The sequence below is a fragment of the Trinickia diaoshuihuensis genome, assembly GCF_003390925.1.
Taxonomy (GTDB): Bacteria; Pseudomonadota; Gammaproteobacteria; order Burkholderiales; family Burkholderiaceae; genus Trinickia; species Trinickia diaoshuihuensis.
In genome coordinates this window covers 131,828-156,006 of sequence record NZ_QUBS01000084.1, presented here as the reverse complement: position 1 = coordinate 156,006, position 24,179 = coordinate 131,828, and the positions used below count along the sequence as shown (strand labels likewise).

Genomic DNA, 24,179 nt, shown 5'->3' with positions numbered 1-24,179 from the left:
GCCGGAGCGAACGCCTTAGCCGATCAGCCCGAACTCGCGCATGGCCGGCAGGAAATCGTGGCTCGGCTCGTCTTTGCGCGTCAGTTTCGTCAGAACATAGCGCTTGAACGGGTCGAGCTGCGCCCAGCGCTCCACGCCGAGCGCAGCGGCGCCCACCGCGCGGCTATGCGCTTGCAAACGCTCGGGCACGGCGGCGGCGTTGCGCCAGGCCGGGTCCGGTTCGGGCGTAAACCAATCCGGTTCGACATTCGCGTGCGTGCGCATCATCTCGAACAACGCGTGATCGAAGTTGGGCTCGATCTGCGCGTCTTCATCGACGGGAAACCGCGCTAACAGGGCGCGATCCGCGTGCGGCAGCAATTGCCACTGCGCGAGCGAGATGCGAAGGCCGAAGCGATCGAGATTGAAGCGGACCGACATCGGCATATAAGTGAGATTCTCCGACGACACGAGCTCAAAATCGAACAGCAGCGGCGTTTCAAGTAGTCCCATGGCGGTGTCCTTTGGCGCGCGAGCGCCGGCGCTTGGGCGGGCAAGCGGCGCCCGCTTCGGGTATTTTAGAACCTTATGCCTGAAACGCCGGCCGGCGCCGGGCACCTGCCGCCAGGCGCCGGCCACGCATGCTTTTCGACAAGGAACGATCTTGAACGACCCGATGGACGGCGCCGATGAGCGCGGCGCGATCGAGCAACACGTGCGCCGCCACCGTAATGGCGAAATCGAAACCGCGCTCGACCACGTCGGCCAGGAATGGCCCGTGGCGCTCGTCTTCAACGGTATCTCCCATGCCGTCATGATGTGCACGCCGCGCGAACTGGAAGCGTTCGCCGTCGGCTTTGCGATTTCGGAAGGGATCGTCGAGCGCGGCAGCGATATCCGCGACATCGAGGTGACGTTTCATCGAGACGGCGTGACGCTGCCCTATGCGCAGGTGGAGCTGACGATCGTCCAACAAGCGTTCGCCGCGCTCAAAGAGCGCCGGCGCGCGCTCGCGGGCCGCACCGGATGCGGCGTGTGCGGCATCGAGAGCATCGATTTGCTCGACTTGTCGCCGGAACGGGTGCCCGAGAGCGGATTCTCGGCACGGCTCGCCCCCGATGCGATTGCGCGCGCGGCGCGCGAGCTACCCTCGCGTCAGGCGCTCACGCGCCTGACGGGCGGCCTGCATGCCGCCGCATGGTGCGACGCCCAAGGGGCGATCTCGCTCGCGTTCGAGGACGTCGGGCGCCACAATGCACTCGACAAGCTGATCGGCCGGCTCGTGCTCGATCGGGCCGATACGACGAACGGCTTCGTCTTTCTGTCGAGCCGCGCAAGCTATGAACTCGTACGCAAAGCAGCGCGCGTCGGCATCCCGATGGTGGCGACGATCTCGGCCCCCTCCTCGCTCGCCATCGCAATCGCACGCCAAGCGGGGATTCGGCTCGTCAGCTTCTGCAGGGAGACGAGTTTCGTCGAGTATGGTCTACCGGAGTAAGGCCGCCGCGGCGCCGTGGATCGACGCGTGCGAGCCGTCTACATCTTTTGCTTCTTCTTCAGCGCGAAATAGATCTCCGGGGCATCTTCGTAGTAAATGTCCAACGTGGAGCTGCCGGCCGGCACGACCATCGGCTCGAAAGGATGGTACTTGCGGCTGTCCTTGATGATCTGCTCGTGTTCGTGAGCACTGACGTCGAAGAACACGATCCCTTTTTGGCCCTCGCAGTGCACCGCCGAGAAGCCACCGCTTTTATCGGTGTGCCATCCCGTGCATTTGGTGCTGCTTATCCGCGAATTGCCATTTGAGGGATCGGTCATGACGACTTGCAGGACTTTGTACCCCGCCAGATAACTGACCACGACGCGCCGGGTATGCCACTGCGGATTCTCGTTGCGAGCGTCTACGACTTCATACTCCCCAACGACATCCTGGATCGCCGCGGCCAACTCGGCCTTTTGCGCCTCCGGCGATCGCGTATCGTGATATTGGGCGCATCCGCTCAAGCTCGCCGCGGCGCATAGCAGCAGGCATGTGCCCCAAGCGGGCATCTTCGAATGTATCGGCATCTTTTTGGCTTTTAAGGTCTCTCGCGTCGCGGATCGAGCGCATCGAACGCCGCAATGTACCGAAAACGCCTTCAGGCATCAACGGGCGCGGCCGCCGCAGCGCGAGCCGCCCCGGAGCGTCGTCAACCGAACTGCCGAAAATCCGGCTTACGCTTTTGGAAAAACGCCATCATCGCTTCGCGGGCTTCGGGCGAAAGCAGCATCTTGCCGAAGTGCACGACCTCTTCCTTCATGCGATCGGCGATTTCCTGCCCGTGCGCGCGCTTCATCAGCATCTTCGTCACACGCAGCGACGAGGCGGGCAGCGCGGCGAGTTTGGCGGCTTGCCCGTACGCGAACGCATCCACCTCGCCGGCCGGCAGCAACCGATTGACGATCCCCATGCGGTGCGCCTCGCGCGCATCGAACGCTTCGCCGAGCAACAGTTTCTCGGCAGCCAACGCATAGCCCGACAGGCGCGGCAACAGCAGACTCGATGCCGCTTCCGGGCAAAGCCCCAACTGCGAGAAAGGCAGCGAGAACGTGGCCGAGTCGGCGGCATACACGAGGTCGCAATGCAGCAGCAGCGTCGTACCGATGCCGACGGCGACGCCGGAAACCGCCGCGACGATCGGCTTCTCGGCGCCGCTGATGCGGCGCAGGAACTGCAACACCGGCGCATCTTCGCTCGTGGGCGGCGACTTCATGAAGTCTTCGAGATCGTTGCCGGCGCTAAAAACCTGCTCCCCGCCGCGAATCAAGATCGCGCGCACGGCGCCATCCTCGTTCGCGTCGGCGAGTGCATCGGCCATCGTTTGATACATCGCCGCCGTGATCGCGTTTTTCTTCTCGGGCCGATTCAAGGCGATCGTCATCACGCCTTCGGCACTGCGCTCAATCACAATCTCCATCGTCTCTCTCCAAGTAAAAACGGTTCGCGGCGCCGGAGGATCGCTCCGGCGCTCGCGAACCGTCATGACCGCGTCACGGCTCGATTACAAGCACTCGATGATGCCCGCCGCGCCCATGCCGGTACCGACGCACATCGTCACCATACCGTACTTCAGATTGCGCCGGCGCAGCCCGTGCACGACGGTCGACGCGCGAATCGCCCCCGTCGCGCCGAGCGGGTGGCCCAATGCGATCGCGCCGCCGAGCGGGTTGACCTTGGCCGGATCGAGACCGAGTTCGCGAATCACCGCCAGCGATTGTGCGGCAAACGCTTCGTTCAGTTCGATCCAATCGATATCGTCCTGCTTCAAGCCCGCCGCCTTGAGCGCCGCGGGAATCGCTTCCTTCGGGCCGATCCCCATCACTTCAGGCGGCACGCCGCGCACCGCGAAGCTCACGAAGCGCGCCAGCGGCGTCAAATTGAACTGCTTCAGGATCTTCTCGGAGACGACGATCAACGCGCCCGCGCCGTCCGACGTTTGCGAGCTGTTGCCGGCTGTCACCGAGCCCTTGTTCGCGAACACCGTGCGCAGCTTGGCAAGGCCTTCGAGCGTCGTATCGGGACGGGGACCCTCGTCGAGCGCGATCTCGCGCGTCTTCGTCTTCACCTCGCCCGTGGCGAGATCGGGCGAACGCTCGAGCACCGCGTACGGCGCGATCTCATCCTTGAATTCGCCCGCTTGCTGCGCGGCGATCGCCTTTTGGTGCGATTCGAGCGAGAAGCGGTCCTGGTCCTCGCGGCTTACCTTCCAGCGCTCGGCCACGCGCTCCGCCGTGAGACCCATGCCGTAGGCGATACCAAAATTTTCGTCGTTATCGAAGATATGCGGCGACATGGAGGGCGTGTTGCCCATCATCGGCACCATGCTCATCGATTCGCAACCGCCCGCGATCATCGCCTCTGCTTCGCCCACGCGAATCCGATCGGCCGCCATCGCGAGAGCCGTCACGCCCGAGGCGCAAAAGCGATTGACGGTCACGCCGCCGACCGATTGCGGCAAGCCGGCCAGCAGCGCGCCGATACGCGCCACGTTCAGGCCCTGCTCCGCCTCGGGGATCGCACAGCCCACGATCGCATCCTCGATGACCTTCGTATCGAGGCCGGGCACCTGCGCCACGGCCGACTTGATCGCGTGAACGAGCAACTCGTCCGGCCGCGTGTTCTTGAATACGCCGCGCGGCGCCTTGCCGATCGGGGTGCGGCTCGCGGCGACGATATATGCGTCTTGCAATTGTTTGCTCATTTGGAGCTCCTGCTCAAATTAAACGCCGGGCGACCCAGCCTTCGTCCCCCTCGGGGGCCCGGCGCGCAGCGCCGGGTCTGGGCGCCCGTTAGCCGTTAGTTGCGCACCGGCTTACCGGTCTGCAGCATGCCCATGATTCGCTCTTGCGTCTTTTGCGTGCCGAGCAGATCGACGAATGCGCGGCGCTCGAGCGTGAGCAGCCATTCCTCGTCGACGAGACTGCCCGCTTCGACGTCGCCGCCGCACACGGCTTCGGCGATACCCGAGGCGATGAGGAAATCGTGTGCGCTGATGAAGTTGCCGTCACGCATATTCACGAGCTGCGCCTTGATCGTCGAGATCGCGGAGCGGCCGGCGACCGGCACTTGCTTGACCGGCAGCGGCGGGCGATAACCCGCGGCCGCCAGCGCGCGCGCTTCCTTCTTCGCCGTATCGAGCAGTTCGAAGACGTTGAAGACGATCGTGTCCGACGGCTTGAGGTAACCCATCGCACGCGCCTCGATCGCGGAGCCAGACACCTTGGCCATCGCCGCGTTCTCGAACGACTTCGAGAGGAACTTCAGCAGATCGCCGTTCGATGCGCCGACGGCGGCGGCCGCATCGGCGGCGCGCAGCGCGGCTTCCTTGAGCCCACCGCCCGCAGGCACGAGACCGACGCCCACTTCGACGAGACCGACATAGCTCTCGATATGCGCCACGCGTTTCGCGCTATGGAGCATGAGCTCGCACCCGCCGCCGAGCGCGATACCCGAGACGGCCGCGACCACCGGCACGTTCGCGTACTTCACGCGCAGCATGCCCTGCTGGAACTTCTTGACGAACGGCTCGATACCCTTCGCGCCGCCCATCATGAATGCCGGCATCGCTTCTTCGAGATTCGCACCGGCCGAGAACGGACCGCCCGGCGCGCCGAGCTTGAGCGAGCTGGGCTGCCACACGACGACGCCCTTGTACGACTTCTCGGCCAATTCGATCGCTTGCGCGAGACCGTCGAGCACGCCCGGGCCGATCGTGTTCATCTTCGTCTTGAACGAGACGATGACGACGTCGTCCTCGCCTGCGCGGTCATCCACCCATGCGCGCACCGAATCGGTTTCGAACAGCGTCTTGCCGTAGCTCTTCGGATCCACGCCCGCCTCGCCGACGAGCGGGGCGCGGAATACTTGCTTGCCGTAGACCGGCAGCGTCGAACGCGGCTCGAACTTGGCTGCGGCCGGCGACCACGAACCCTCGGCCGTATGCACGCCGCCCTTCTCCGCCACGGCGCCTTCGAACACCCACGACGGCAACGGCGCCTTCGATAGCGCTTTGCCCGCGGCGATGTCTTCTTGCACCCACTCGGCCACTTGCTTCCAGCCTGCGGCCTGCCAGCCCTCGAACGGGCCTTCGTTCCAACCGAAGCCCCAACGAATCGCGAGATCGACGTCGCGCGCGTTGTCGGCGATCGATTCCAAGTGCACGGCGATGTAATGGAAGACGTCGCGGAAAATCGACCACAGGAACTGCGCTTGCGGGTGCTCCGATTCGCGCAGCAGCTTCAGCCGCTCGCCGGCCGGGCGCTTGAGGATGCGGCCCACGAGTTCGTCGGCCTTCGCGCCGCTCTCGACGTACTCGCCGGTCTTCGCGTCGAGCACCTTGATCGCCTTGCCTTCCTTCTTATAGAAGCCGCCGCCCGTCTTTTGGCCGAGCGCGCCCTTGGCCACGAGCGCAGCCAGCACGGCCGGCGTTTCGTAGACCGGGAAGAACGGATCGTCGGCAAGGTTGTCCTGCATCGTCTTGATGACGTGCGCCATCGTGTCGAGGCCCACGACGTCCGCGGTACGGAACGTGGCCGACTTTGCGCGCCCCAGGCGCGAGCCCGTCAGATCGTCGACTTCGTCGAAGCGCAGCCCGAACTTCGCCGCTTCGGCGATGACGGCGAGAATCGAGAAGATACCGACGCGGTTTGCGATGAAGTTCGGCGTATCCTTCGCGCGCACGACGCCCTTGCCGACGACGCTCGTCAGGAATGATTCGAGATCGTCGAGGATATGCGGTTGCGTATGCGTCGTCGGGATCAACTCGACGAGGTGCATATAGCGCGGCGGATTGAAGAAATGCACGCCGCAAAAGCGCGACTTCAACTCATCGGAGAAACCTTCAGACAGCTTCGTGATCGACAGACCCGACGTATTCGTCGCGAAGATCGCATGCGGCGCGATATGCGGGGCAACCTTCTTGTACAGATCGTGCTTCCAGTCCATCCGCTCGGCGATCGCCTCGATGACGAGATCGCATTGTTCGAGCTTCGCGATATCGTCTTCGTAGTTCGCGGGCTCGATATAGCGGGCATCGTCCTTGGCGCCGAACGGCGCGGGCGACAGCTTCTTGAGGTTCTCGATCGCCTTCAAGGCGATCGCGTTCTTCGGACCTTCCTTGGCCGGAAGATCGAACAGCAGCACCGGCACCTTGGCGTTGATCAGGTGCGCGGCGATCTGCGCGCCCATCACGCCGGCGCCGAGCACGGCCACCTTGCGAATGATCAGATTGCTCACGTCTTTCCTCCCTGGGAGTCATGCGTTTCGCTGATTCGATTGCTGCGCGCCGCCTCGCGGCGCGGGTCGAACCGCGGTAAACCGGATAAGCGCGGCGCATCGTCTCTAATGCGCCGCGTGGCGGGCGCTTAGAACAACGCCTCGTCGACTTCCATCAGCGTCTTCGAACCCGCGCGCGCTTCGCGGATCGTCTTGGCCGTTTCGGGCAAGAGCTTCGCGAAGTAAAAGCGCGCCGTGGCGAGCTTGGACTTGTAGAACGGATCGCCCGAGGCCTCTTTGTCCAGGGCGATGCGCGCCATGCGCGCCCAGAAGTACGAGAAGACCAAGTGGCCGACCGTGCGCAGATACGGCACCGCGGCGGCGCCCACTTCGTCCTGGTTCGCCATCGCCTTCATGCCGATTTCCATCGTGAGCTTTTGAACCTTGTCGCCGATGTCGGCGAGCGGATTCACGAACTCTTGCATTTCAGGCTTCACCCCTTCGGCTTCGACGAAGTCCGTCACGAGCTTGCCGAACTTGCGCAGCTTCGCGCCCATGTCGCCGAGCACCTTGCGGCCCAGCAGGTCGAGCGACTGCACGGCGTTCGTGCCTTCGTAGATCATGTTGATGCGCGCGTCGCGGACGTACTGCTCCATGCCCCATTCCTTGATGAAGCCATGGCCCCCGAAAATCTGCATCGCGTGGTTCGTGCTCTCGAAGGCGTTGTCCGACAGGAACGCTTTCAGAATCGGCGTAAGCAACGCCACGAGATCGGCCGCTTCCTTCCGGACGGCCTCGTCTTCGTGCGACAGCTCCTTGTCGATCTGAACGGCCGACCAATACGAGAATGCGCGCGCGCCTTCCGCGTAGGCCTTTTGCGTCAGCAGCATGCGGCGCACGTCGGGATGCACGATGATCGGATCGGCTGCCTTGTCCGGCGCCTTCGGGCCCGTCAGCGAACGCATTTGAAGGCGTTCCTTCGCATAGACGAGCGAGTTCTGATAAGCAACTTCGGTGAGACCGAGGCTTTGCATGCCGACGCCCAGACGCGCGGCGTTCATCATGACGAACATCGCCTGCAGGCCGCGGTTGGGCTCGCCGACGAGCCAGCCCTTCGCGTTGTCGAGGTTCATCACGCAGGTGGCGTTCGCGTGGATGCCCATCTTGTGCTCGATCGAGCCGCACTTGATGCCGTTCCGCTCGCCGGGCTCGCCGGCTTCGTTCGGGATGAACTTCGGCACGACGAACAGCGAAATCCCCTTCGTCCCCGGCGGCGCATCGGGCAGACGCGCAAGCACGAGGTGGACGATGTTCTCGGACAGGTCGTGCTCGCCGCTCGAGATAAAGATCTTCGTGCCGGTGATCAGGTACGAACCGTCGCCGTTCGACTCGGCCTTCGTGCGCAAGATGCCGAGGTCGGTGCCGCAATGCGGTTCGGTCAGACACATCGTGCCCGTCCACTCGCCGGCGACCAGCTTCGGCAGATAGACCTTTTGCTGCTCGGGTGTGCCGTGCGCGTGCAGACACTCGTACGCACCGTGCGAGAGACCCGGGTACATCGTCCAGGCTTGATTGGCCGAGTTCAGCATTTCGTAGAGCGCGTTGTTCACGAACGCGGGCAGGCCTTGGCCGCCGTATTCGGGATCGCAGCCGAGGGCCGGCCAGCCGGCCTCGACATATTGGCGATACGCCTCCTTGAAACCCTTGGGAGTCGTCACCACACCGTCGCCCGCGTACGTGCAGCCTTCCTGGTCACCACTTTGGTTCAACGGGAACAGCACTTCGGCGCAGAACTTGCCGGCTTCCTCGAGCACTTGGTTGATCGTATCGGCATCGAGATCGGCGTGCTTGGGCATGCCTTTGACTTCGTTTTCGACGTTCAGCAGTTCGTGCAGCACGAATTGCATGTCGCGCAGCGGCGCGGCGTACTGACCCATGACTTCCTCCAAAGGTTTGCAGCTATGCAGATCAAGCCGTCAGCGAGAGTCAGTGTTGCCGGGTGGGCGCGTAACCGACTGGCGGGCTAACGGCGTTCGCTCTGATATGAAACGATCGTTTTTTCCAGCGCGGCCCACGTCAGGCGTTCGGCATCGGGCAGATGCAGGAAACGCGCGTCGTGATGCAGGCCGAGCGTGAAGCTATACAGTTCGAACAGCATGAGGTCCGGATCGGTGTCCGAGCGCAAATGCCCTTCTTCAACGGCTTGCGAAATTGCCCGGTGCAACGCCGCTCGCCAGGTCGAGACGCTCATGACGAGTTGCTCGCGCACCGGGTTGTCGCCGCGGTCGTCGTACTCGACCGCGCCGCTGATGTAGATGCATCCCGTCATGACTTCCTGGATGCGCTTCTCCATCCAACGGGCCAACATCGCGCGCAACCTCGGCAAGCCGCGCGGCTCGCGCAGACTCGGGAAAAACACCTCCTCTTCAAAGCGGCGGTGGTATTCGCGGACGACTTCGACCTGCAAGTCCTCACGCGATCCGAAATGCGCAAAAACCCCGCTCTTGCTCATCTGCATGCGCTCGGCAAGCAAGCCGATCGTCAAACCCTCGAGCCCGTCTCGGCTCGCTAGATCGAGCGCCGCATCGAGAATCGCTGCGCGCGTTTGTTCACCTTTTCGCATGGCCTCTTTCGTACCGTTCTTTTGGCTGTGCTATCAAAAAATAGAACGGCCGTACTATTATTGAGCGCGGCCGCCCTCGAAACAAGGACTTTATTAGAAACTGGAATCTAACCCGCGAGCTAGGGTCGCGTGGGGCGCGGGCGGCGGCCGGATGCCGCTTGCGGCAAACGCTTGGCGACTGCGGATGCGGCCCTAGTCGTATCCGCCGACGGTCAGCAATTTCATCGCCGCGCGGTACGCCGCATAGGCGAGCCAGTTGGTCAGACGCTTTGCCCAAGGGCGCGCCGCGTAGCTCGCCGGGTCGATCGCGCGGGCCTGCCCGAATGCCTCCAGGATTGCCTCCCGCAGCAGCCCGATTTCCGGATGTTCGACCAGCACGACGTTCGCCTCGTTATTGAGCACGAGACTGAGTGCGTCGAGATTGGAGGAGCCTACCGTCGCCCAGTTCGAATCGACGACCGCTACTTTACCGTGCAACATCGTCTTTTCATATTCGGCGATCCTCGCCCCCGCGTTCAGGAAAGTTCGATACAGATACGGAACCGCGTAGTCGAGCGCGGCGAATTCCTTGCGGCCGATCAGCAGCCGGACTTCCACGCCGCGTCTGGCTGCCGCCACCAGCGCCCGCCGCAGCTTGCGCCCCGGCACGAAATAGGGATTGGCCAGCAAGATCTCGCGCCGCGCGCGGCCGATGGCGACCAGATATGCCTTCTCGATCGCGCGCCGATTGACGAAGTTATCTCGGGCGATAAAGGCAATGCTGGGCGCTTTCAACGCTTGCTCCGGCGTGCCCCGCGCTCGCCGCGATGGCGCAGCCGCACCGGTCGAACTCGCCTGCTCGCGCAGCGCGAGCGCACGCGGCACGGCTTGCGCGTACGGACGATGCCCGAGCGCCAGGCGTCGCCACTGCGTGTCCAGCGCCGCGTCGATGCGCGCGACGACCGGCCCCGTCAATCCTACGGCGAAGTCCCAACGCGGATGCGCGAGCGGACCATCCGCGGCGGCAAAATCGTCGACGACGTTGATCCCGCCGCAAAACCCGACGCGCGCATCGACCACGGCCAGCTTGCGGTGCGTACGCGAGAGACCGAAACGGCCGAATACGCCCAGCCATCCCGCGTTGTAAATACGATGTTCGACACCGGCCGCCGCCCATTGCTCGAACAACGGGAGGCGCCCCGTGCCTAAGCCGTCGGTGATGACACGCACGCGCACGCCGCGGCGTGCGGCGCGCACGAGAGCGTCGGAGACAGGCCGGCCGGCTTCGTCGTCGCAATAGATGTAAGTTTCGAGCGTGACCGTCTCTTGCGCGCGGTCGACCTCATCGATCAACGCCGCGAAATACTCCGCGCCGCTGCTATAGAGCCGTACTTCGTTGCCGGCCGTGAAGGCGAGCCGCCACGCGCGGCGCTTCGACACGAGCGCGGCTCCGATGCGCGCGAGCCGTCGCGCGCCGCGTCCGCTCATGCTCGCCGGGGCGGCTGGCGCGGCGCCACCTCGGACGCGGCGCGTACGCCCACCCGGCGCGGCAATTGGAGGATGGCATCGCGGTTCGACGAAGAGAAACAACGTGCCGCGGCCTCGTCATAGGGTAGCCATAGATAGGCCGTATGTTCGCGCGGCGCGAGCGTGACCTCGAGCCGGTACGGGACCTGGAGCCCGAACCAATGCTCGACGTTGCGCGTGACGCCTTCGGCATAGCGGTGCCGCCACACAGGGTAGATCTCGTATTCGATCTGCTCGCCCCAATCGATCAGCGCCTCGGGCGGCACGAGTGCGCCGCCGACGACGATCCCGGTCTCCTCGGCGACTTCTCGCACCGCCGTGAGCGCCAGTGGCTCGTCGAGGTGGTCTTTCGACCCTGTCACCGATTGCCAAAACCCGGGGCGGTCGGCGCGCTCGATGATGAGCACGTCGAGATCGGGCGTGTAGATGACGACGAGAACCGATTCGGGAATCTTCGGCGGTTTGCGCATGGCGTTCGGTTGATCTGCAATCGGCCCATCAGCATAACGCAGGAGGGCCGTGGTGGTATGCAAGACCGGTACGCCCACTGCCGATCGGCGTTCGGCGTTCGGCACCCCGCCCCCCTCGATCGCCCCGCCCTACCGACGAAACCGCCGACGAAACCGCCGCCGACACAAAACTCGACAGAACTCGACACAATTCGACCACGCTCCCGGTTGACCCGGTCATTTTTTATTCTTACGATTTATTACGAGAGATAAAGACAATAAAAATCGAACGTTTTATTGCACGCCTCTTTTGCCTCTGCCGCACCCGTTCGTTAAATATTAAAAAGTCGAATAAGGATAAAAATGAAACAAAAAAGCGTTAAAAATAGCGTTGGGATGGGCCCGTTTGCCCGACGCGTGGGAGGGACGACGCTGGCGCTCGGCCTACTTGCGCTGGCCGGATGCGGCGGAAGCGGCGACAGCACCAACGGCACCGCCGTGGCCGCCGCCGATCAAACGTACATCGACAACACCGCCTATTCGCCGAATGCGGGCGATTCGCTGCCCGCCGCGCAGGTCACCGAGCAGGCCGCCGTCATGCATCATCAATGGTCGAGCGGCGGCATTACCGTGCCTTATACGACGACCACCGGGCACTTGACCGCGTCCGACTTGAACGGCAAGCCCGAAGCGACGATGTCCTACGTCGCGTATGTCGCGCAGAACACGACCGGCACGCCGCGGCCCGTGACGTTCTTCTACAACGGGGGGCCGGGCTCGTCGTCCATCTGGCTGAGGCTCGGCTCGTTCGCGCCGACTCGGGTCGCGACGCCCGATCCGCTGATGACCAATTGGCCGAACTATCCGCTCGTCGATAACGCCGAAAGCTTGATCGCGACCACCGATATGGTCTTTATCGATCCGCCGGGCACGGGATTATCGGAAGCGATCGCACCGAATACGAATAAGACGTTTTGGGGCTCCGATCCCGACGTGCAGGTCATGCGCGATTTCATTCGCCGCTATATCAGCGTGAACAACGTGAAGGGCGCGCCGCTCTACTTGTACGGCGAATCGTACGGCACGCCGCGCACGGACATGCTCGCGCTGTCGCTCGAATCGGCGGGCGTGCCGTTGACCGGCATCGTGCTGCAGTCGTCGATCTTGAACTACTCGGCCTCGACCGGCGATACCTCGGCCGGGTCGTTCCCGTCCTATGCGGCGGTCGCGGCCTACTACAACCTCGTGTCGCCGTCGCCGTCGAATCTCGGCGCCTACTCACAGCAGATTCGGAATTTCGTCGCCGCGCAGTATGCGCCGATCGTGCAGTATTCGACCGCCGCGCAACAGGTGACGATCCCGAGCGCGACGCTCGGCGCTTGGTCCTCGCAGACGAATTTGACGCCTGCCACGCTGAACGCTTACTTCCAATACTTCTATGACACGGAAGCATCGTTCGGCCAAACGACGCTGATACCGGGCACGACGATCGGCCGCTACGATGGACGCGTGTCGTTGCCCAACAGCGATTCGCGCCTCGCGGCGGACAACGATCCGTCCGACATTCTGATCTCGCAGCCGTTCACGAACGCGCTCGGGACGCAGATGCCCGGTTACCTCGGCTACCAGGCGCCGCATGCGACTTACCAGACGCTGAACGACAAAATCATCGGCGTATGGAATTTCAGTCACGCGGGCAAGCCTCAGCCCGACACCATCCCCGATCTGCTCGCGGCGCTGATGCTCAATCCGCAACTGAAAGTGTTGGCCTCCAACGGCTATCATGATCTGGCAACGCCATTCTTCGAAACGGAAAAGGAATTGGCGCGGCTTCAAACCGTAAAGGGAATCAACCCGAACATACAGCTCACGTTCTACCAGGGCGGCCACATGATTTATCTGGATAACGTTGCCCGACCGCAAATGCAGGCCGATCTCGTCGCCTATTACAAGAATCAGTCGATCTCGAATGCGACGACGCTTGCTCAGCTCGCACCGCCGTGGACGGATCAAAGCCCGGCGAACACGCCGACGGCTGCGACGGCGGCGAAGGCCCCTTGACTCCAATTCGAAGCGGGGCCCCATTGAAGGGGCGCTCGCTCGCGACACTTCTTTTTTGTGAGCTACGTTATGTCCCAGATCTCATTGCTGCGACGCGCATCGATAGCCGCCGCGCTCGCCCTATGCACCGCCGGCGCCCTCGCATCGACGGCGCAAGCCGTCTCCTCCCCTACGCCTTTGCCCGGCGGGGGCGTGGATGGCCCGTTTCTCCAGCGCGGTGTGCGCTCGTCGTCCGCTACGCTGACGACCGGCGCGGCGCTCAAACAGCAAGCGCAAAACCGGCTGGCGGAGAGCCTCGGTACGAACCGCGCATTCAATAACGACGCCGCCATCACGCAAGCACAAGCCAAGGCGAACGGCATGGGTTTCGTCGCCGAGCACTTCCAGGAGATCGACGCCGCGCGTAGCGGCAAGGTCACGCTCAAGCAAGTGCAGCAGTATCTGCAGCAGCAACAGTAGCCGCGATGTGAGGACCGGCCGCCGCGGCTTGTGCGGCCGGCGCTCCTCGATTATCGATTATCCGCCGCCATCGTTTCGCGCGCGCTCGGACGTGCAAGGAACCGCTCGAGCAGCAGGGAGGTCGCGGCGAGTGCAAAGACGATGGCCATCAGCATCGTCAAGTCGGTCGGCCGAATCAAAGCGATCAACCAAAGCGTGAGCCCCGCGCCGGCCATTTTGATCGTTCCCTGCAGCGCACTGCCCGCCCCGGCCAGCATCGGAAACGGATGAAGACTGAGCCCGAGCAGCAGTGGCGAAGAAACTCCGCACCCCACCGCTATCGAAAACGCCAGCACGAGCATCGTCAGCAAACCTACGTTGGGCAGCATGACGCAAGCCGCAACCGCGCCGCCGCTTACTACGACGAGAAAGGTCAACGACGTTCTGAGCACGGTTTCCGGTGCCCATCGCGCGACGAGTTTCCTCGTGGCGAAGGAGCCGATGACGATGCCCACCGCATAGAAGACGTATAAGAGACCGTTTTGCGCCGGGGTTAGCCGGTAGTGGTCCTGGAAGATGAACGGGCTGATCGTGTAATAACCGATGGTGACCGCGAACAGCAACGCCGAGACAACGCTATAGACCATGAAGGTCGGGTTGGACGCGAGGATCTTATAGCTCGCGAACGCGTTGCTCGTCGGTTGTAAGTGGCGATCGGGGTGCGTCTCCGGCAAGGTGGCTTTGACGACGCATAAGCCGGCTAACGTGATGAGGAACAACGCCGCGAAGTTGTAGCGCCACGATAGGTACAAGGTGATCACACCGCCGATCATCGGTGCAAACGCGGGCGAGATCTGCGACGCCATCGAAAAAACAGCGAGCGCCTGCGTCAGCGACTTTTTTTCCTTGAAGACATCGCTCAGCACCGCACGGCTAATGACCGGACAGCCGCCGGCGCCAAGCCCCGTGACAAGGCGGCACAACATCAGCTCATTGCCCGTCCTGGCGAATGCAGTCAGCAGATTGCCGATAGCCGCGAGCAGCAGCGATATCAAAATGATGCGCACGCGCCCGTGCCGATCGGAAGCAGGCCCGTACCAAAGCTGCGACAGCGCGAATCCGGCCAGATAGAACACCACGAGGCTTTCGGCCTGCGTATGGTTAATGTGGATCGAAGCGACGATGCTGGGCAGCGCCGGGTTATACAGATCGATCGAAAACAGGCCCAATACGAGAATGACGCATGAGTTGATCAGTACGAGGCGATGTCTGTGCATGGCGGGTAATTTCAGCTTCGGCAGTGTCGTTACCGCAAAAGAAAAAACCCCAATAATTGGAATGCAGTCCAATCATCGGGGTTTGGTTTCCCTAACAGAGCTCTAAGACGCTTCGCCATCCCGAGGCCGGCCAAGCGGTCCTCGGAAGGAAATCACACCTTACGCCTTCGGCTGTTCCGGCTGGCGCAGGCGAATGTGCAATTCGCGCAACTGCCGCTCGTCTACGGCGCTCGGCGCCTGCGTCAGCAGACACTGCGCGCGCTGCGTCTTCGGGAAAGCAATCACGTCGCGAATCGAATCGGCACCGGCCATCATCGTCACGATACGATCGAGCCCGAATGCGATCCCGCCATGCGGCGGCGCGCCGTATTGCAGCGCATCGAGCAAGAAGCCGAACTTCGCCCGCGCTTCCTCGTCGTTGATCTTCAGCGCACGGAACACCTTGCTCTGCACGTCCTCGCGATAGATCCGCACGGAGCCGCCGCCGATTTCCCAGCCGTTGAGCACCATGTCGTATGCCTTGGCCAAGCAACGCCCCGGATCCGTCTCGAGGTATTCGAGGTGTTCGTCCTTCGGGCTCGTGAACGGATGGTGCGCGGCGACGTAGCGCGCTTCTTCTTCGTCGTATTCGAACATCGGGAAATCGATCACCCAGAGCGGCTTCCAGCCCGCCTCGACGAGACCGTTCGCCTTGCCGAAATCGGAGTGGCCGATCTTCAGGCGCAGCGCGCCGAGACTATCGTTGACCACCTTCGCGCGATCGGCCGCGAAGAAGACGATGTCGCCGTCTTGCGCACCCGTACGCTCGAGGATCGCCGCGATCGCCGCATCGTGCAGGTTCTTCACGATCGGGCTTTGCAGACCGTCGCGGCCCTTCGCCGCTTCGTTGACCTTGATCCAGGCCAAACCCTTCGCGCCGTAAATGCGCACGAATTCGGTGTAGCCGTCGATATCGCCACGCGAAAGCTCGCCGCCCTTGGGCACGCGCAACGCCGCGACGCGGCCGTCCTTCGTGTTCGCCGGTGCGCTGAACACCTTGAACTCGACATCCTTCATCGCGTCGGTCAACTCGGTGAACTCGAGCTTCACGCGCAGGTCGGGCTTGTCCGAACCGAAACGGGCCATCGCTTCCGAGTACTGCATGACCGGGAACGGCTCGTCGAGCGTCACGCCGATCGTCTCCTTGAAGACGTGGCGGATCATTCTCTCGAACAGATCGCGAATTTCCTGTTCGCTCAGGAACGACGTTTCGCAGTCGATCTGCGTGAATTCGGGCTGGCGATCCGCACGCAAATCCTCATCGCGGAAGCACTTGACGATCTGGTAGTAGCGATCGAAGTTCGCCACCATCAAGAGCTGCTTGAACAACTGCGGCGATTGCGGCAACGCGAAGAACTGGCCGGCATTCACACGCGAGGGCACGAGGTAGTCGCGTGCGCCTTCGGGCGTGCTTTTCGTGAGCATCGGCGTTTCGATGTCGATGAACCCTTGCGCGTCGAGATACTTGCGCACTTCCATCGCCACGCGATAACGCAAACGCAGGTTGTTTTGCATCTGCGGACGGCGCAGATCGAGCACGCGGTGCGTGAGGCGCGTCGTTTCGGAGAGGTTGTCGTCGTCGAGCTGGAACGGCGGCGTAACGGACGCGTTCAGCACGGTCAGCTCGTGACACAGCACCTCGATCTTGCCGCTCTTCAAGCCGGCGTTGACGGTGCCTTCGGGACGATTGCGCACCACGCCTTGAACGCGAACGCAAAACTCGTTGCGTACGCCTTCGGCGATCTTGAACATCTCCGCGCGGTCGGGGTCGCAGACGACTTGGACGAGGCCCTCGCGATCGCGCAGGTCGATGAAGATGACGCCGCCGTGGTCGCGCCGGCGATGCACCCAGCCGCACAGCGACACGGTTTGGCCCAACAGATGTTCGGTCACCAGACCGCAGTATTCAGATCTCATCGACATGGTATTCGTCTTTCGTTTGGCATTTGAGGGCAGCGCGTGCGGCCGGACATCACCGCCGCACGGCGGCATTAAAGGGGCGGCTCGACCGGGCGGCGCACAGGCGCCGCCGGCATCTGCGGCGCGACGACGCCCATCGAGACGATGTACTTGAGCGCCGCGTCGACCGTCATGTCGAGCTCGATGACCTCCGCCTTAGGGACCATCAAAAAGAAGCCCGACGTCGGGTTCGGCGTCGTCGGCACGTATACGCTGACGTGCTCTTGCTGCAAATGGTTGATCACGTCGCCGCCGGGGGCGCCGGTTAGGAACGCGATGGTATACGAGCCGCGCCGCGGGTATTCGATCAGGAGCGCTTTTCGGAATGCATTACCGCTGCTCGAGAGCAACGTGTCCGACACTTGTTTCACGCTCGTATAAAGCGGGCCCACGATCGGGATGTGGCGCAAGATGGCGTCCCACCACGTCACGAGCTTTTGCCCGACGAAGTTTTGCGTGAACAGGCCGACGATAAAAATAAACGCCAGCGTGAGCAACGCGCCGACGCCGGGCAAATGGAATCCGAACAGCTTCTCGGGTTGCCACGACTCGGGCAACAAGAGCAGCGTCTGGTCCATCGTACCGATGATGAGCCCCAGCACCCACAGCGTAATGGCCAAGGGTACGAGGACCAGCAAGCCGGTCAGAAACACGGATTTGAGCGTCGTCTTTTTCATGTATACCGCCAGGGAACCGCTAGGAATGAATCAGCGCGCTTGTTCTCACCGCTCCGCGCTCGAAGCTCGCTGTGCCGCGCGACGACGTTCCGTCGGCGCCCTGTCAAGCGCCTTCCGTGGCAACGCTCGCTGTTAGGCGTCGGACGCGGCGGAAGCGGCAGGCGCGGCCGGCGTACTGGCCGATGCGGCGGCGCTATCGGACTTCGTCTCCGATTTGGCATCCGGTTTCGCGTCCGATTTCGCGTCGGACTTGGCCGCGGCGGTGCCATTCGCACCACCCGAGCCGCCACGGAAATCGGTGACATACCAGCCCGAGCCCTTCAGTTGAAAGCCGGCGGCCGTCACTTGCTTGCGAAACGAATCCTTCTCGCATTGCGGGCACTGCGTCAGCGGCGCATCGCTCATCTTTTGGAGCACGTCTTTCTCGAAGCCGCACGATTCGCAACGGTAGGCGTAGATCGGCATGATTCTCTTCCCGACTATTTCCGAACAAAAAACGGTTAAGCGCTTGCAAAGCGTTGAATTATAGCCGCAATTGGGTGCGGCCCGGCTGAACCGGCGCCCGCCGCGCCATGCAGTTCGCAAGTTGGGGGCGCCCGGCCGGAAATCAACCCCGGCGCAGCGCAGACGCGAGCGGCCCGCGAGCGCGGGCCGGCTCACCGGCGGCGCCAGCTCATCCAGCGCTCGCGCCCCGCGAAGACGGGAATCGAATCGTCCACGGCCGCGTCCTCGACGAGTTCGAACGACGGACACAGGAGCGCCTCGAGTTCGGGCCGCGCGATGCCGAACGGCGGACCTTTGGGCGTCTCGTCGAAGAAGAAAAAGCCGGCCAGCAAGCCGCCCGGCTCGAGCAGCTCGGCCATGCGGGCGGCATAGTCCGGACGTCGCGCCGGCGGCAATGCGCATAGGAATGCCCGCTCATAGATCCAGCCCGGCGCAAACGGCGGCCGATAGGCGAAGAAATCGGCTTGCTCGACGAGCGCCGCATGCGGCCCGAGTTGCGCGCGCGCCGCCGCGACCGCGTCGGCGGAAAAATCGATTGCTCGAACGGTCCACCCGGCTTGAGCGAGCCATCCCACCTCGTGGGCATTGCCGCACCCGGGAACGAAGACGGGCCGCGCGGCCGTGCGTGCGGCAAACGAAGCGAACGCCGCGGGCACGCCGGCTTGATCCCACGGCGTAAAGCCCTGGCGAAAGCGCTCGTCCCAAAACGCCGCCGTATTCGGATCGCGGGTGGCGAAGACGGGAGCGGCGCCCGCGGACGGGGCCGGAGCCGGCCGGTCTGACGAGGTAGATTTAGCCATGACATCAAGCTCCGTAAGCGATCGCAAGCCAGGCACGCGCCACGAAGGCGCCGACGCCTGCCGCCACGCCGAACAACAATAGCGCTTGCAGCATGCGGTTCGTCCGCTTTTGCTCCAAGAGCAAGAGCTTGAGCGCCGTATCCTGGGCGGCGTGCGTACCGTCGTGCCGCTCGGCGAGCACGTGATGAACGAGACGCGGCAATTGCGGCAGCGTCTTGCTCCATTGCGGCATTTCCACCTTCAGCCGCTCGTACCATCCGCGCCAGCCGATTTGCTCGGTCATCCAGCGCTCGAGGTAAGGCTTGGCCGTCTTCCAAAGGTCGAGTTCCGGATCGAGGGAACGGCCAAGCCCTTCGACGTTGAGCATTGTCTTTTGCAGCAAGACGAGCTGCGGCTGAATCTCGACGTTAAACCGCCGCGACGTGGAAAACAGGCGCAGCAAAACCTGTCCGAGCGAAATATCCTTTAGCGCGCGATCGAAGTACGGTTCGCACACGGCGCGAATCGCGCTTTCGAGCTCTTCCACGCGCGTGCCCGGCGGCACCCATCCTGACTCCAGATGCAGCGTCGCCACACGGTGGTAATCGCGCTTGAAGAACGCCAGAAAGTTCTGCGCGAGGTAATTCTTGTCGAAGTCCGACAGCGCGCCGATGATCCCGAAATCGAGCGCGATATAGCGCCCGAAGTGGGCCGGATCGAGGCTGACTTGAATGTTCCCCGGGTGCATGTCGGCATGAAAAAAACCGTCGCGGAACACCTGCGTGAAAAAGATCTCGACGCCCTCGCGAGCGAGCTTCGGAATATCCACGCCGGCCGCGCGCAGCGTTTCCACCTGGCTGATCGGCACGCCCACCATACGTTCCATGACGAGCACGTTCGGCGTGCAGAACTCCCAATACATCTCGGGCACGAGCAGCAGATCGAGCCCCGCGAAGTTACGGCGAAGCTGGCTGCCGTTGGCGGCCTCGCGCATGAGGTCGAGTTCGTCGTGCAGGTATTTGTCGAACTCGCCGACGACCTCGCGCGGCTTGAGCCGCTTACCGTCGGCCCACAACCGCTCGGCCCACGTCGCCAGGTCGCGCAGCAGCGCCAAGTCGGAGTCGATCACAGGCAACATGTTCGGCCGCAAGACCTTGATCGCGACGTCCTTACCGGCGTGCTGGCCCGATTTCACCTTGGCGAAATGGACCTGGGCGATCGATGCGCTGGCGATCGGCACGCGCTCGAATTCGTCGAACAGCGCGTCGACGCGCGCGCCGAGCGACTTCTCGATGATATCGATGGCTACGGCCGAATCGAACGGCGGCACTTGGTCTTGCAACTTCGCCAGTTCGATGGCGACATCGGCCGACAGCAAATCGCGACGGGTGGACAGCACTTGCCCGAATTTCACGAAAATCGGGCCGAGACTTTCGAGCGCGAGCCGCAGACGCACCGCCGGCGGCGACGTATAACGGCGGCCGATCGTGCCGATGCGCACGAGGAATCGGACGCGCCGATCGCTGATCCGGCTCAACATCATTTCGTCCAGGCCGAAACGCCAGACGGTGTAGACGATCTTGATAAAACGCAATAGACGCATATTAGGCCCGCTCGCTATCGCACGCGGCGCAAGGCGCCTGCCTGGCGCACGAGCATTTGCTGATCGAGCCGTTCGATCCGTTTTTCGATGCGCGCGAGCGCGTCTCGGGCACGCGCAAGCTCGCCGTTGAATGCGTCGAGCGCCCCGCGGCGCACGAGCTGGGGGTTTTCGTCGAGCAAGTATTCGGCGATCGAATCGCGCAAACCGCGACCGGCGCGCAACGCCTGCGCCCCCGCCGCACGCACGAGTTCGGCCGCGCGATGGGCCGGCGCGTCGCCGATCAGCTTGGCCAAATCTTCCTCGGGCTCCCAACGCAGATGTTCGGCCAGCTTGGCGAGTTGGGTGGCGAACTCGGCATCGCCCTCGATCTTCACGTGCTTCATGACGGCGGCTTGCCCCCCCCGCATGAATGCGGGCAGCGCATCGGCGGCGACGGCCAGCGAGACATCGACGACGCGAGCATCCGTTTCGTCGACGGCGCTCAGGTAGCCGCCCGGTTCGACGGCGAGCGTGAGAGCGATCGAGGAGAACGTAAGACGGGCCGTTTTGCCAGCGTAAGGCGCGAGGCGTTCACGGGCCCACGCTTCGCGAGCGAGCAGATGATTGACGGCGGCGGCAAGGGGCTTGGCGGCAAGAGTCATCGGGGAATAATAAAAAGCCCGCGCGGGCGGTAGCCGACGCGGGTCTCTATTGTAGCGCCCGATGGCCGGGCAACCGATGCTAGGCAAACGCGTTATGAGCAATGGCCCGGGGCGGACAGCAGAGGCATGCGTGGCCAGGCCATCGACGCTCCACGGCGATCGAGTCCATGTGGATCAATGCGCCGTTTGCTCGATACCGGCGAGCAGCCAGCCGTCGCTGCCGCCCTTGGGCTTCGTCAACTGCCAGGTTTCCCCGAACGGCTCGGCGGCCGAGCCCGCCCCTTCGCGGATAAGGCCCGTGTAACGCACGCTCGCACGGTACTCGTTCGCCTCTTCGCTGAGGTCGACCAGCTCGGCATTGAGTTGGACCACGTCGGTCTCGTCTCGCTCGCCGGCACGCGCTTCGAAGTCGACCTTCAGTTCGGCGAACATCTCCGGCGTGGAAAACGCGCGGATATCGGCGAGGTTGCCCGCATCCCATGCGGCTTGGAGTCGCACGAAATTGACCTTCGCATGGTGCAGGAACGCCGCCTCGTCGAAATCGGACGGCCGCTCGAACGCGACAGCCGTCGAAAGCGGGGCGGACGTGGCGGCTCGGCCCGCGCCCGAAGACGACGTTTCATAGGCGCCGCCGGAACCGTCCCGGCCGATCGCGGCCCGGCCCATGGGGATAGAGCCGCCCGCCGCAGCCAGGGCCGGCCCCGAGGGCTTGCGACGCAACGACAGGAGCTTGCGGACGACCCAAATGCCGATCATCGCCAACAGCGCGACGATGATGACGTTCGCCATCGCGCTCGCGAACGCGCCGCCGAGACCGAAGTGCGACAACAGCGCCGCGATGCCTAGACCGGCGGCCAGACCCGCGATCGGCCCGAGCCAACGCGAACGCGCCGGCGCGGCGGCCGGCGCCGCGGGCGCGCGTTGCGCACTTTGCGTCTGCGCCGCGTTAGCCGAATTCGAGGGCTGCGTGCCGGCCGGCGTCTGGCGCCCCGGCTGCGTGGGCGGCGCGCTCTCGCGTTGCATCGTTTGCGACTGGCGCCCCATGCTGCGCCCGCCGCTCATCCGCTTCGCCTCGGCATCGAGGGTGGCCATCGCGCCCGCGGCGATCATCGTCGCCACGGCAAAGAACCGAATTCGCTTCGAAAAACGCCATGAAAGCTTTTTGGAAGGATGCGAGAGCGAATCGGCCATGGTGGTATTCCTTATAAAAACAATGAGTTAGGGGATCTAATATTTCACCCCCACGTGCAAGGCTACCACGCCGGCTGACAAATTGTAATATTTCACCCCATCGAGCCCCGCCTGCTCCATCATCGTTTTCAACGTGTCTTGGTCGGGATGCATGCGGATCGATTCGGCAAGATAGCGATAACTGTCCGCATCTTGCGCGAACTTCGAGCCGAGCCACGGCAAGACCTTGAATGAGTAAACGTCATAGGCCTTTTTGAGCGGCTCCCACACTTTCGAGAATTCCAGCACGAGCAGGCGGCCGCCCGGCTTCAATACCCGGCGCATCTCGGAAATAGCCACTTCCTTCCGCGTCATGTTGCGCAACCCGAAGGCCACCGTCACGACGTCGAAGTAGTTATCGGGAAACGGGATCCTCTCGGCGTCGCACAGGAGCGAAGGCGTCACGACGCCGCGATCGAGCAGGCGGTCGCGGCCGACGCGCAGCATCGATTCGTTGATATCCGTCAGCCAGACTTCGCCCGCCGGTCCCGCCTGTTTGGCGAACGCCTTCGACAAATCGCCCGTCCCCCCGGCGATATCGAGCACCTTGTAGCCTGGGCGCACGTTCGCTTGAGCGATCGTGAATTGCTTCCACACGCGGTGCAGCCCGGCCGACATCAAGTCGTTCATCAGGTCGTAATTGTTGGCCACCGAGTGGAACACGCCGGCCACCTTCTTCGCCTTGTCTTGTTCGTCTACGGTCTCGAAGCCGAAGTGGGTCTTGCTCATCGCGTTTATCCTCCGCGTTTCATATCAGTGACAGTGGCCCCGCCGGGCCGATGCGGCGGCCATCGGCGCATCGCGCTCGAGCCCCGCCGCCGCGAGCTTATCGAGGTAGCTTCGCCAAAGCTCGTCCTGGCGCGTGGCCAATTCGTACAGCAGATCCCACGAATAGATTCCGGTCGCGTGGCCGTCCGAAAACGTCGGCTGCAACGCATAGTTGCCGACCGCATCGATCGATACGATCGTCACCTCGCGCTTGCCCGTTTGCAGCGTCTCCTGCCCCGGCCCGTGCCCGCGCACCTCGGCCGAGGGCGAATACACGCGCATCAATTCGAAAGGAATCCGATAGCTGAGGCCGTTCGGGTAGCGCAGCTCCAGCGCGCGCGATTTTGCATGGACGACAATGCCCGTGGGCACCGGCGTCTCGGGGGTCAATCCGCTCATCTTTCGCCTCTTAATCCAAATCCGCCGCCGCGCGCCCTTTCGCGCGATTGCGGCCTCACGCCTGCGCCATTTCCTGACGCAGCGCCTCGGCGACGAGCGTCGCTTGCGCTCGTCGCTGGGCGAGCAGAGCTTCCGATACAGAGCGTTGCCGGGGCGCCCAAATCGGCAGCGGGAAATGCGCGTCGTTGGTGAAGCGCGGAATCACGTGCCAATGCACGTGCGGCACTTGATTGCCGAGGCTGGCGAGATTCACCTTGTTCGGCGCAAGCACGCGCCGTACCGCGCGTTCGGTCGCGTACACGGCCAGCATGAGGCGCTCGCGCTCGCCCGGCTGCAAATCCGAAAACTCGGCCACGTGCGCGTTCCAGATCACGCGGCAAAAGCCCGGGTAGTCGTGCTCGTCGGCCAGTACGACGCGCAATGCATCGTCCTGCCAAAGCACGACCCCGCCTTCCTCACGGCAAAATACGCATTCCATCATCGTCCCTTGGCG

General features: G+C 63.3%; 23 protein-coding genes. 3 read left to right on the top strand and 20 right to left on the bottom strand.

Annotated elements, in window-relative coordinates; all coding sequences use genetic code 11:
* Positions 1–15: 15 nt before the first annotated feature.
* Positions 16–492, bottom strand: a complete 477-nt coding sequence (locus DXT59_RS22675) for a nitrate reductase associated protein (protein ID WP_116139341.1) — start codon at positions 490–492, stop codon at positions 16–18.
* Between the two features lie 163 nt (positions 493–655).
* On the opposite strand from DXT59_RS22675, the gene fdhD reads away from it, so the two are divergent.
* Positions 656–1,477: a formate dehydrogenase accessory sulfurtransferase FdhD gene (gene fdhD, locus DXT59_RS22670; protein ID WP_116139585.1), complete on the top strand. Its 822-nt coding sequence runs from the start codon at positions 656–658 to the stop codon at positions 1,475–1,477.
* A gap of 38 nt (positions 1,478–1,515) precedes the next feature.
* Here fdhD and DXT59_RS22665 read toward each other — a convergent pair whose 3' ends face one another.
* The 8 genes from DXT59_RS22665 to nudB all read right to left on the bottom strand — a co-directional run bounded on the left by DXT59_RS22665 (position 1,516) and on the right by nudB (position 11,332).
* Complete coding sequence (locus DXT59_RS22665; RefSeq protein ID WP_162878201.1) at positions 1,516–2,046, bottom strand: hypothetical protein; 531 nt, start codon at positions 2,044–2,046, stop codon at positions 1,516–1,518.
* A 122-nt stretch (positions 2,047–2,168) separates the two neighbouring features.
* On the bottom strand, positions 2,169–2,936 hold the full coding sequence (locus DXT59_RS22660; RefSeq protein WP_116139583.1) for an enoyl-CoA hydratase: 768 nt from the start codon (positions 2,934–2,936) through the stop codon (positions 2,169–2,171).
* Positions 2,937–3,020: 84 nt separating this feature from the next.
* Positions 3,021–4,220: an acetyl-CoA C-acyltransferase gene (locus DXT59_RS22655; RefSeq protein ID WP_116139337.1), complete on the bottom strand. Its 1,200-nt coding sequence runs from the start codon at positions 4,218–4,220 to the stop codon at positions 3,021–3,023.
* A 95-nt stretch (positions 4,221–4,315) separates the two neighbouring features.
* Positions 4,316–6,754 (bottom strand): 3-hydroxyacyl-CoA dehydrogenase/enoyl-CoA hydratase family protein, encoded by a 2,439-nt coding sequence (locus tag DXT59_RS22650; RefSeq protein WP_116139335.1) that lies wholly within the window; start codon positions 6,752–6,754, stop codon positions 4,316–4,318.
* Positions 6,755–6,882: 128 nt separating this feature from the next.
* Complete coding sequence (locus tag DXT59_RS22645) at positions 6,883–8,670, bottom strand: acyl-CoA dehydrogenase C-terminal domain-containing protein (protein ID WP_116139333.1); 1,788 nt, start codon at positions 8,668–8,670, stop codon at positions 6,883–6,885.
* Positions 8,671–8,756: 86 nt separating this feature from the next.
* Positions 8,757–9,356, bottom strand: a complete 600-nt coding sequence (locus DXT59_RS22640; protein WP_116139331.1) for a TetR/AcrR family transcriptional regulator — start codon at positions 9,354–9,356, stop codon at positions 8,757–8,759.
* Between the two features lie 192 nt (positions 9,357–9,548).
* Positions 9,549–10,823 carry a phospholipase D-like domain-containing protein gene (locus DXT59_RS22635; protein ID WP_116139329.1) on the bottom strand — a complete coding sequence of 425 codons (1,275 nt, stop codon included), beginning with the start codon at positions 10,821–10,823 and terminating at the stop codon, positions 9,549–9,551.
* On the bottom strand, positions 10,820–11,332 hold the full coding sequence (gene nudB / locus DXT59_RS22630; RefSeq protein WP_116139581.1) for a dihydroneopterin triphosphate diphosphatase: 513 nt from the start codon (positions 11,330–11,332) through the stop codon (positions 10,820–10,822). The genes DXT59_RS22635 and nudB overlap by 4 nt, the downstream gene beginning before the upstream one ends.
* 342 nt (positions 11,333–11,674) lie before the next feature.
* On the opposite strand from nudB, the gene DXT59_RS22625 reads away from it, so the two are divergent.
* Positions 11,675–13,372, top strand: a complete 1,698-nt coding sequence (locus tag DXT59_RS22625; RefSeq protein WP_162878200.1) for a S10 family serine carboxypeptidase-like protein — start codon at positions 11,675–11,677, stop codon at positions 13,370–13,372.
* Positions 13,373–13,441: 69 nt separating this feature from the next.
* Entirely contained in the window at positions 13,442–13,831 is a 390-nt protein-coding gene (locus tag DXT59_RS22620) for a hypothetical protein (RefSeq protein WP_116139325.1), read from the top strand.
* Positions 13,832–13,881: 50 nt separating this feature from the next.
* Here DXT59_RS22620 and DXT59_RS22615 read toward each other — a convergent pair whose 3' ends face one another.
* The 11 genes from DXT59_RS22615 to DXT59_RS22565 all read right to left on the bottom strand — a co-directional run bounded on the left by DXT59_RS22615 (position 13,882) and on the right by DXT59_RS22565 (position 24,164).
* A complete protein-coding gene (locus DXT59_RS22615) occupies positions 13,882–15,087 on the bottom strand; it encodes a multidrug effflux MFS transporter (RefSeq protein WP_116139323.1) in 1,206 nt (401 codons plus the stop codon).
* Between the two features lie 159 nt (positions 15,088–15,246).
* Positions 15,247–17,049 (bottom strand): aspartate--tRNA ligase, encoded by a 1,803-nt coding sequence (gene aspS / locus DXT59_RS22610; RefSeq protein WP_116139321.1) that lies wholly within the window; start codon positions 17,047–17,049, stop codon positions 15,247–15,249.
* 68 nt (positions 17,050–17,117) lie between these two features.
* Entirely contained in the window at positions 17,118–17,762 is a 645-nt protein-coding gene (locus tag DXT59_RS22605; RefSeq protein ID WP_116139319.1) for a DUF502 domain-containing protein, read from the bottom strand.
* Between the two features lie 132 nt (positions 17,763–17,894).
* On the bottom strand, positions 17,895–18,227 hold the full coding sequence (locus DXT59_RS22600) for an FmdB family zinc ribbon protein (protein WP_116139316.1): 333 nt from the start codon (positions 18,225–18,227) through the stop codon (positions 17,895–17,897).
* A 191-nt stretch (positions 18,228–18,418) separates the two neighbouring features.
* The gene (locus DXT59_RS22595; RefSeq protein WP_116139314.1) at positions 18,419–19,066 is read right to left on the bottom strand and encodes a methyltransferase domain-containing protein; all 648 of its coding nucleotides are present in this window, start codon (positions 19,064–19,066) and stop codon (positions 18,419–18,421) included.
* 4 nt (positions 19,067–19,070) lie between these two features.
* The gene (ubiB, locus tag DXT59_RS22590; RefSeq protein ID WP_116139312.1) at positions 19,071–20,648 is read right to left on the bottom strand and encodes a ubiquinone biosynthesis regulatory protein kinase UbiB; all 1,578 of its coding nucleotides are present in this window, start codon (positions 20,646–20,648) and stop codon (positions 19,071–19,073) included.
* 14 nt (positions 20,649–20,662) lie between these two features.
* Complete coding sequence (locus DXT59_RS22585; RefSeq protein ID WP_116139310.1) at positions 20,663–21,289, bottom strand: ubiquinone biosynthesis accessory factor UbiJ; 627 nt, start codon at positions 21,287–21,289, stop codon at positions 20,663–20,665.
* A 174-nt stretch (positions 21,290–21,463) separates the two neighbouring features.
* Entirely contained in the window at positions 21,464–22,480 is a 1,017-nt protein-coding gene (locus tag DXT59_RS22580) for a Tim44 domain-containing protein (protein WP_116139308.1), read from the bottom strand.
* Between the two features lie 36 nt (positions 22,481–22,516).
* Complete coding sequence (ubiE, locus tag DXT59_RS22575) at positions 22,517–23,248, bottom strand: bifunctional demethylmenaquinone methyltransferase/2-methoxy-6-polyprenyl-1,4-benzoquinol methylase UbiE (protein WP_116139306.1); 732 nt, start codon at positions 23,246–23,248, stop codon at positions 22,517–22,519.
* A 24-nt stretch (positions 23,249–23,272) separates the two neighbouring features.
* On the bottom strand, positions 23,273–23,686 hold the full coding sequence (locus tag DXT59_RS22570) for a gamma-butyrobetaine hydroxylase family protein (RefSeq protein WP_116139304.1): 414 nt from the start codon (positions 23,684–23,686) through the stop codon (positions 23,273–23,275).
* A 55-nt stretch (positions 23,687–23,741) separates the two neighbouring features.
* Complete coding sequence (locus tag DXT59_RS22565) at positions 23,742–24,164, bottom strand: HIT family protein (RefSeq protein ID WP_116139302.1); 423 nt, start codon at positions 24,162–24,164, stop codon at positions 23,742–23,744.
* Positions 24,165–24,179: the final 15 nt, after the last annotated feature.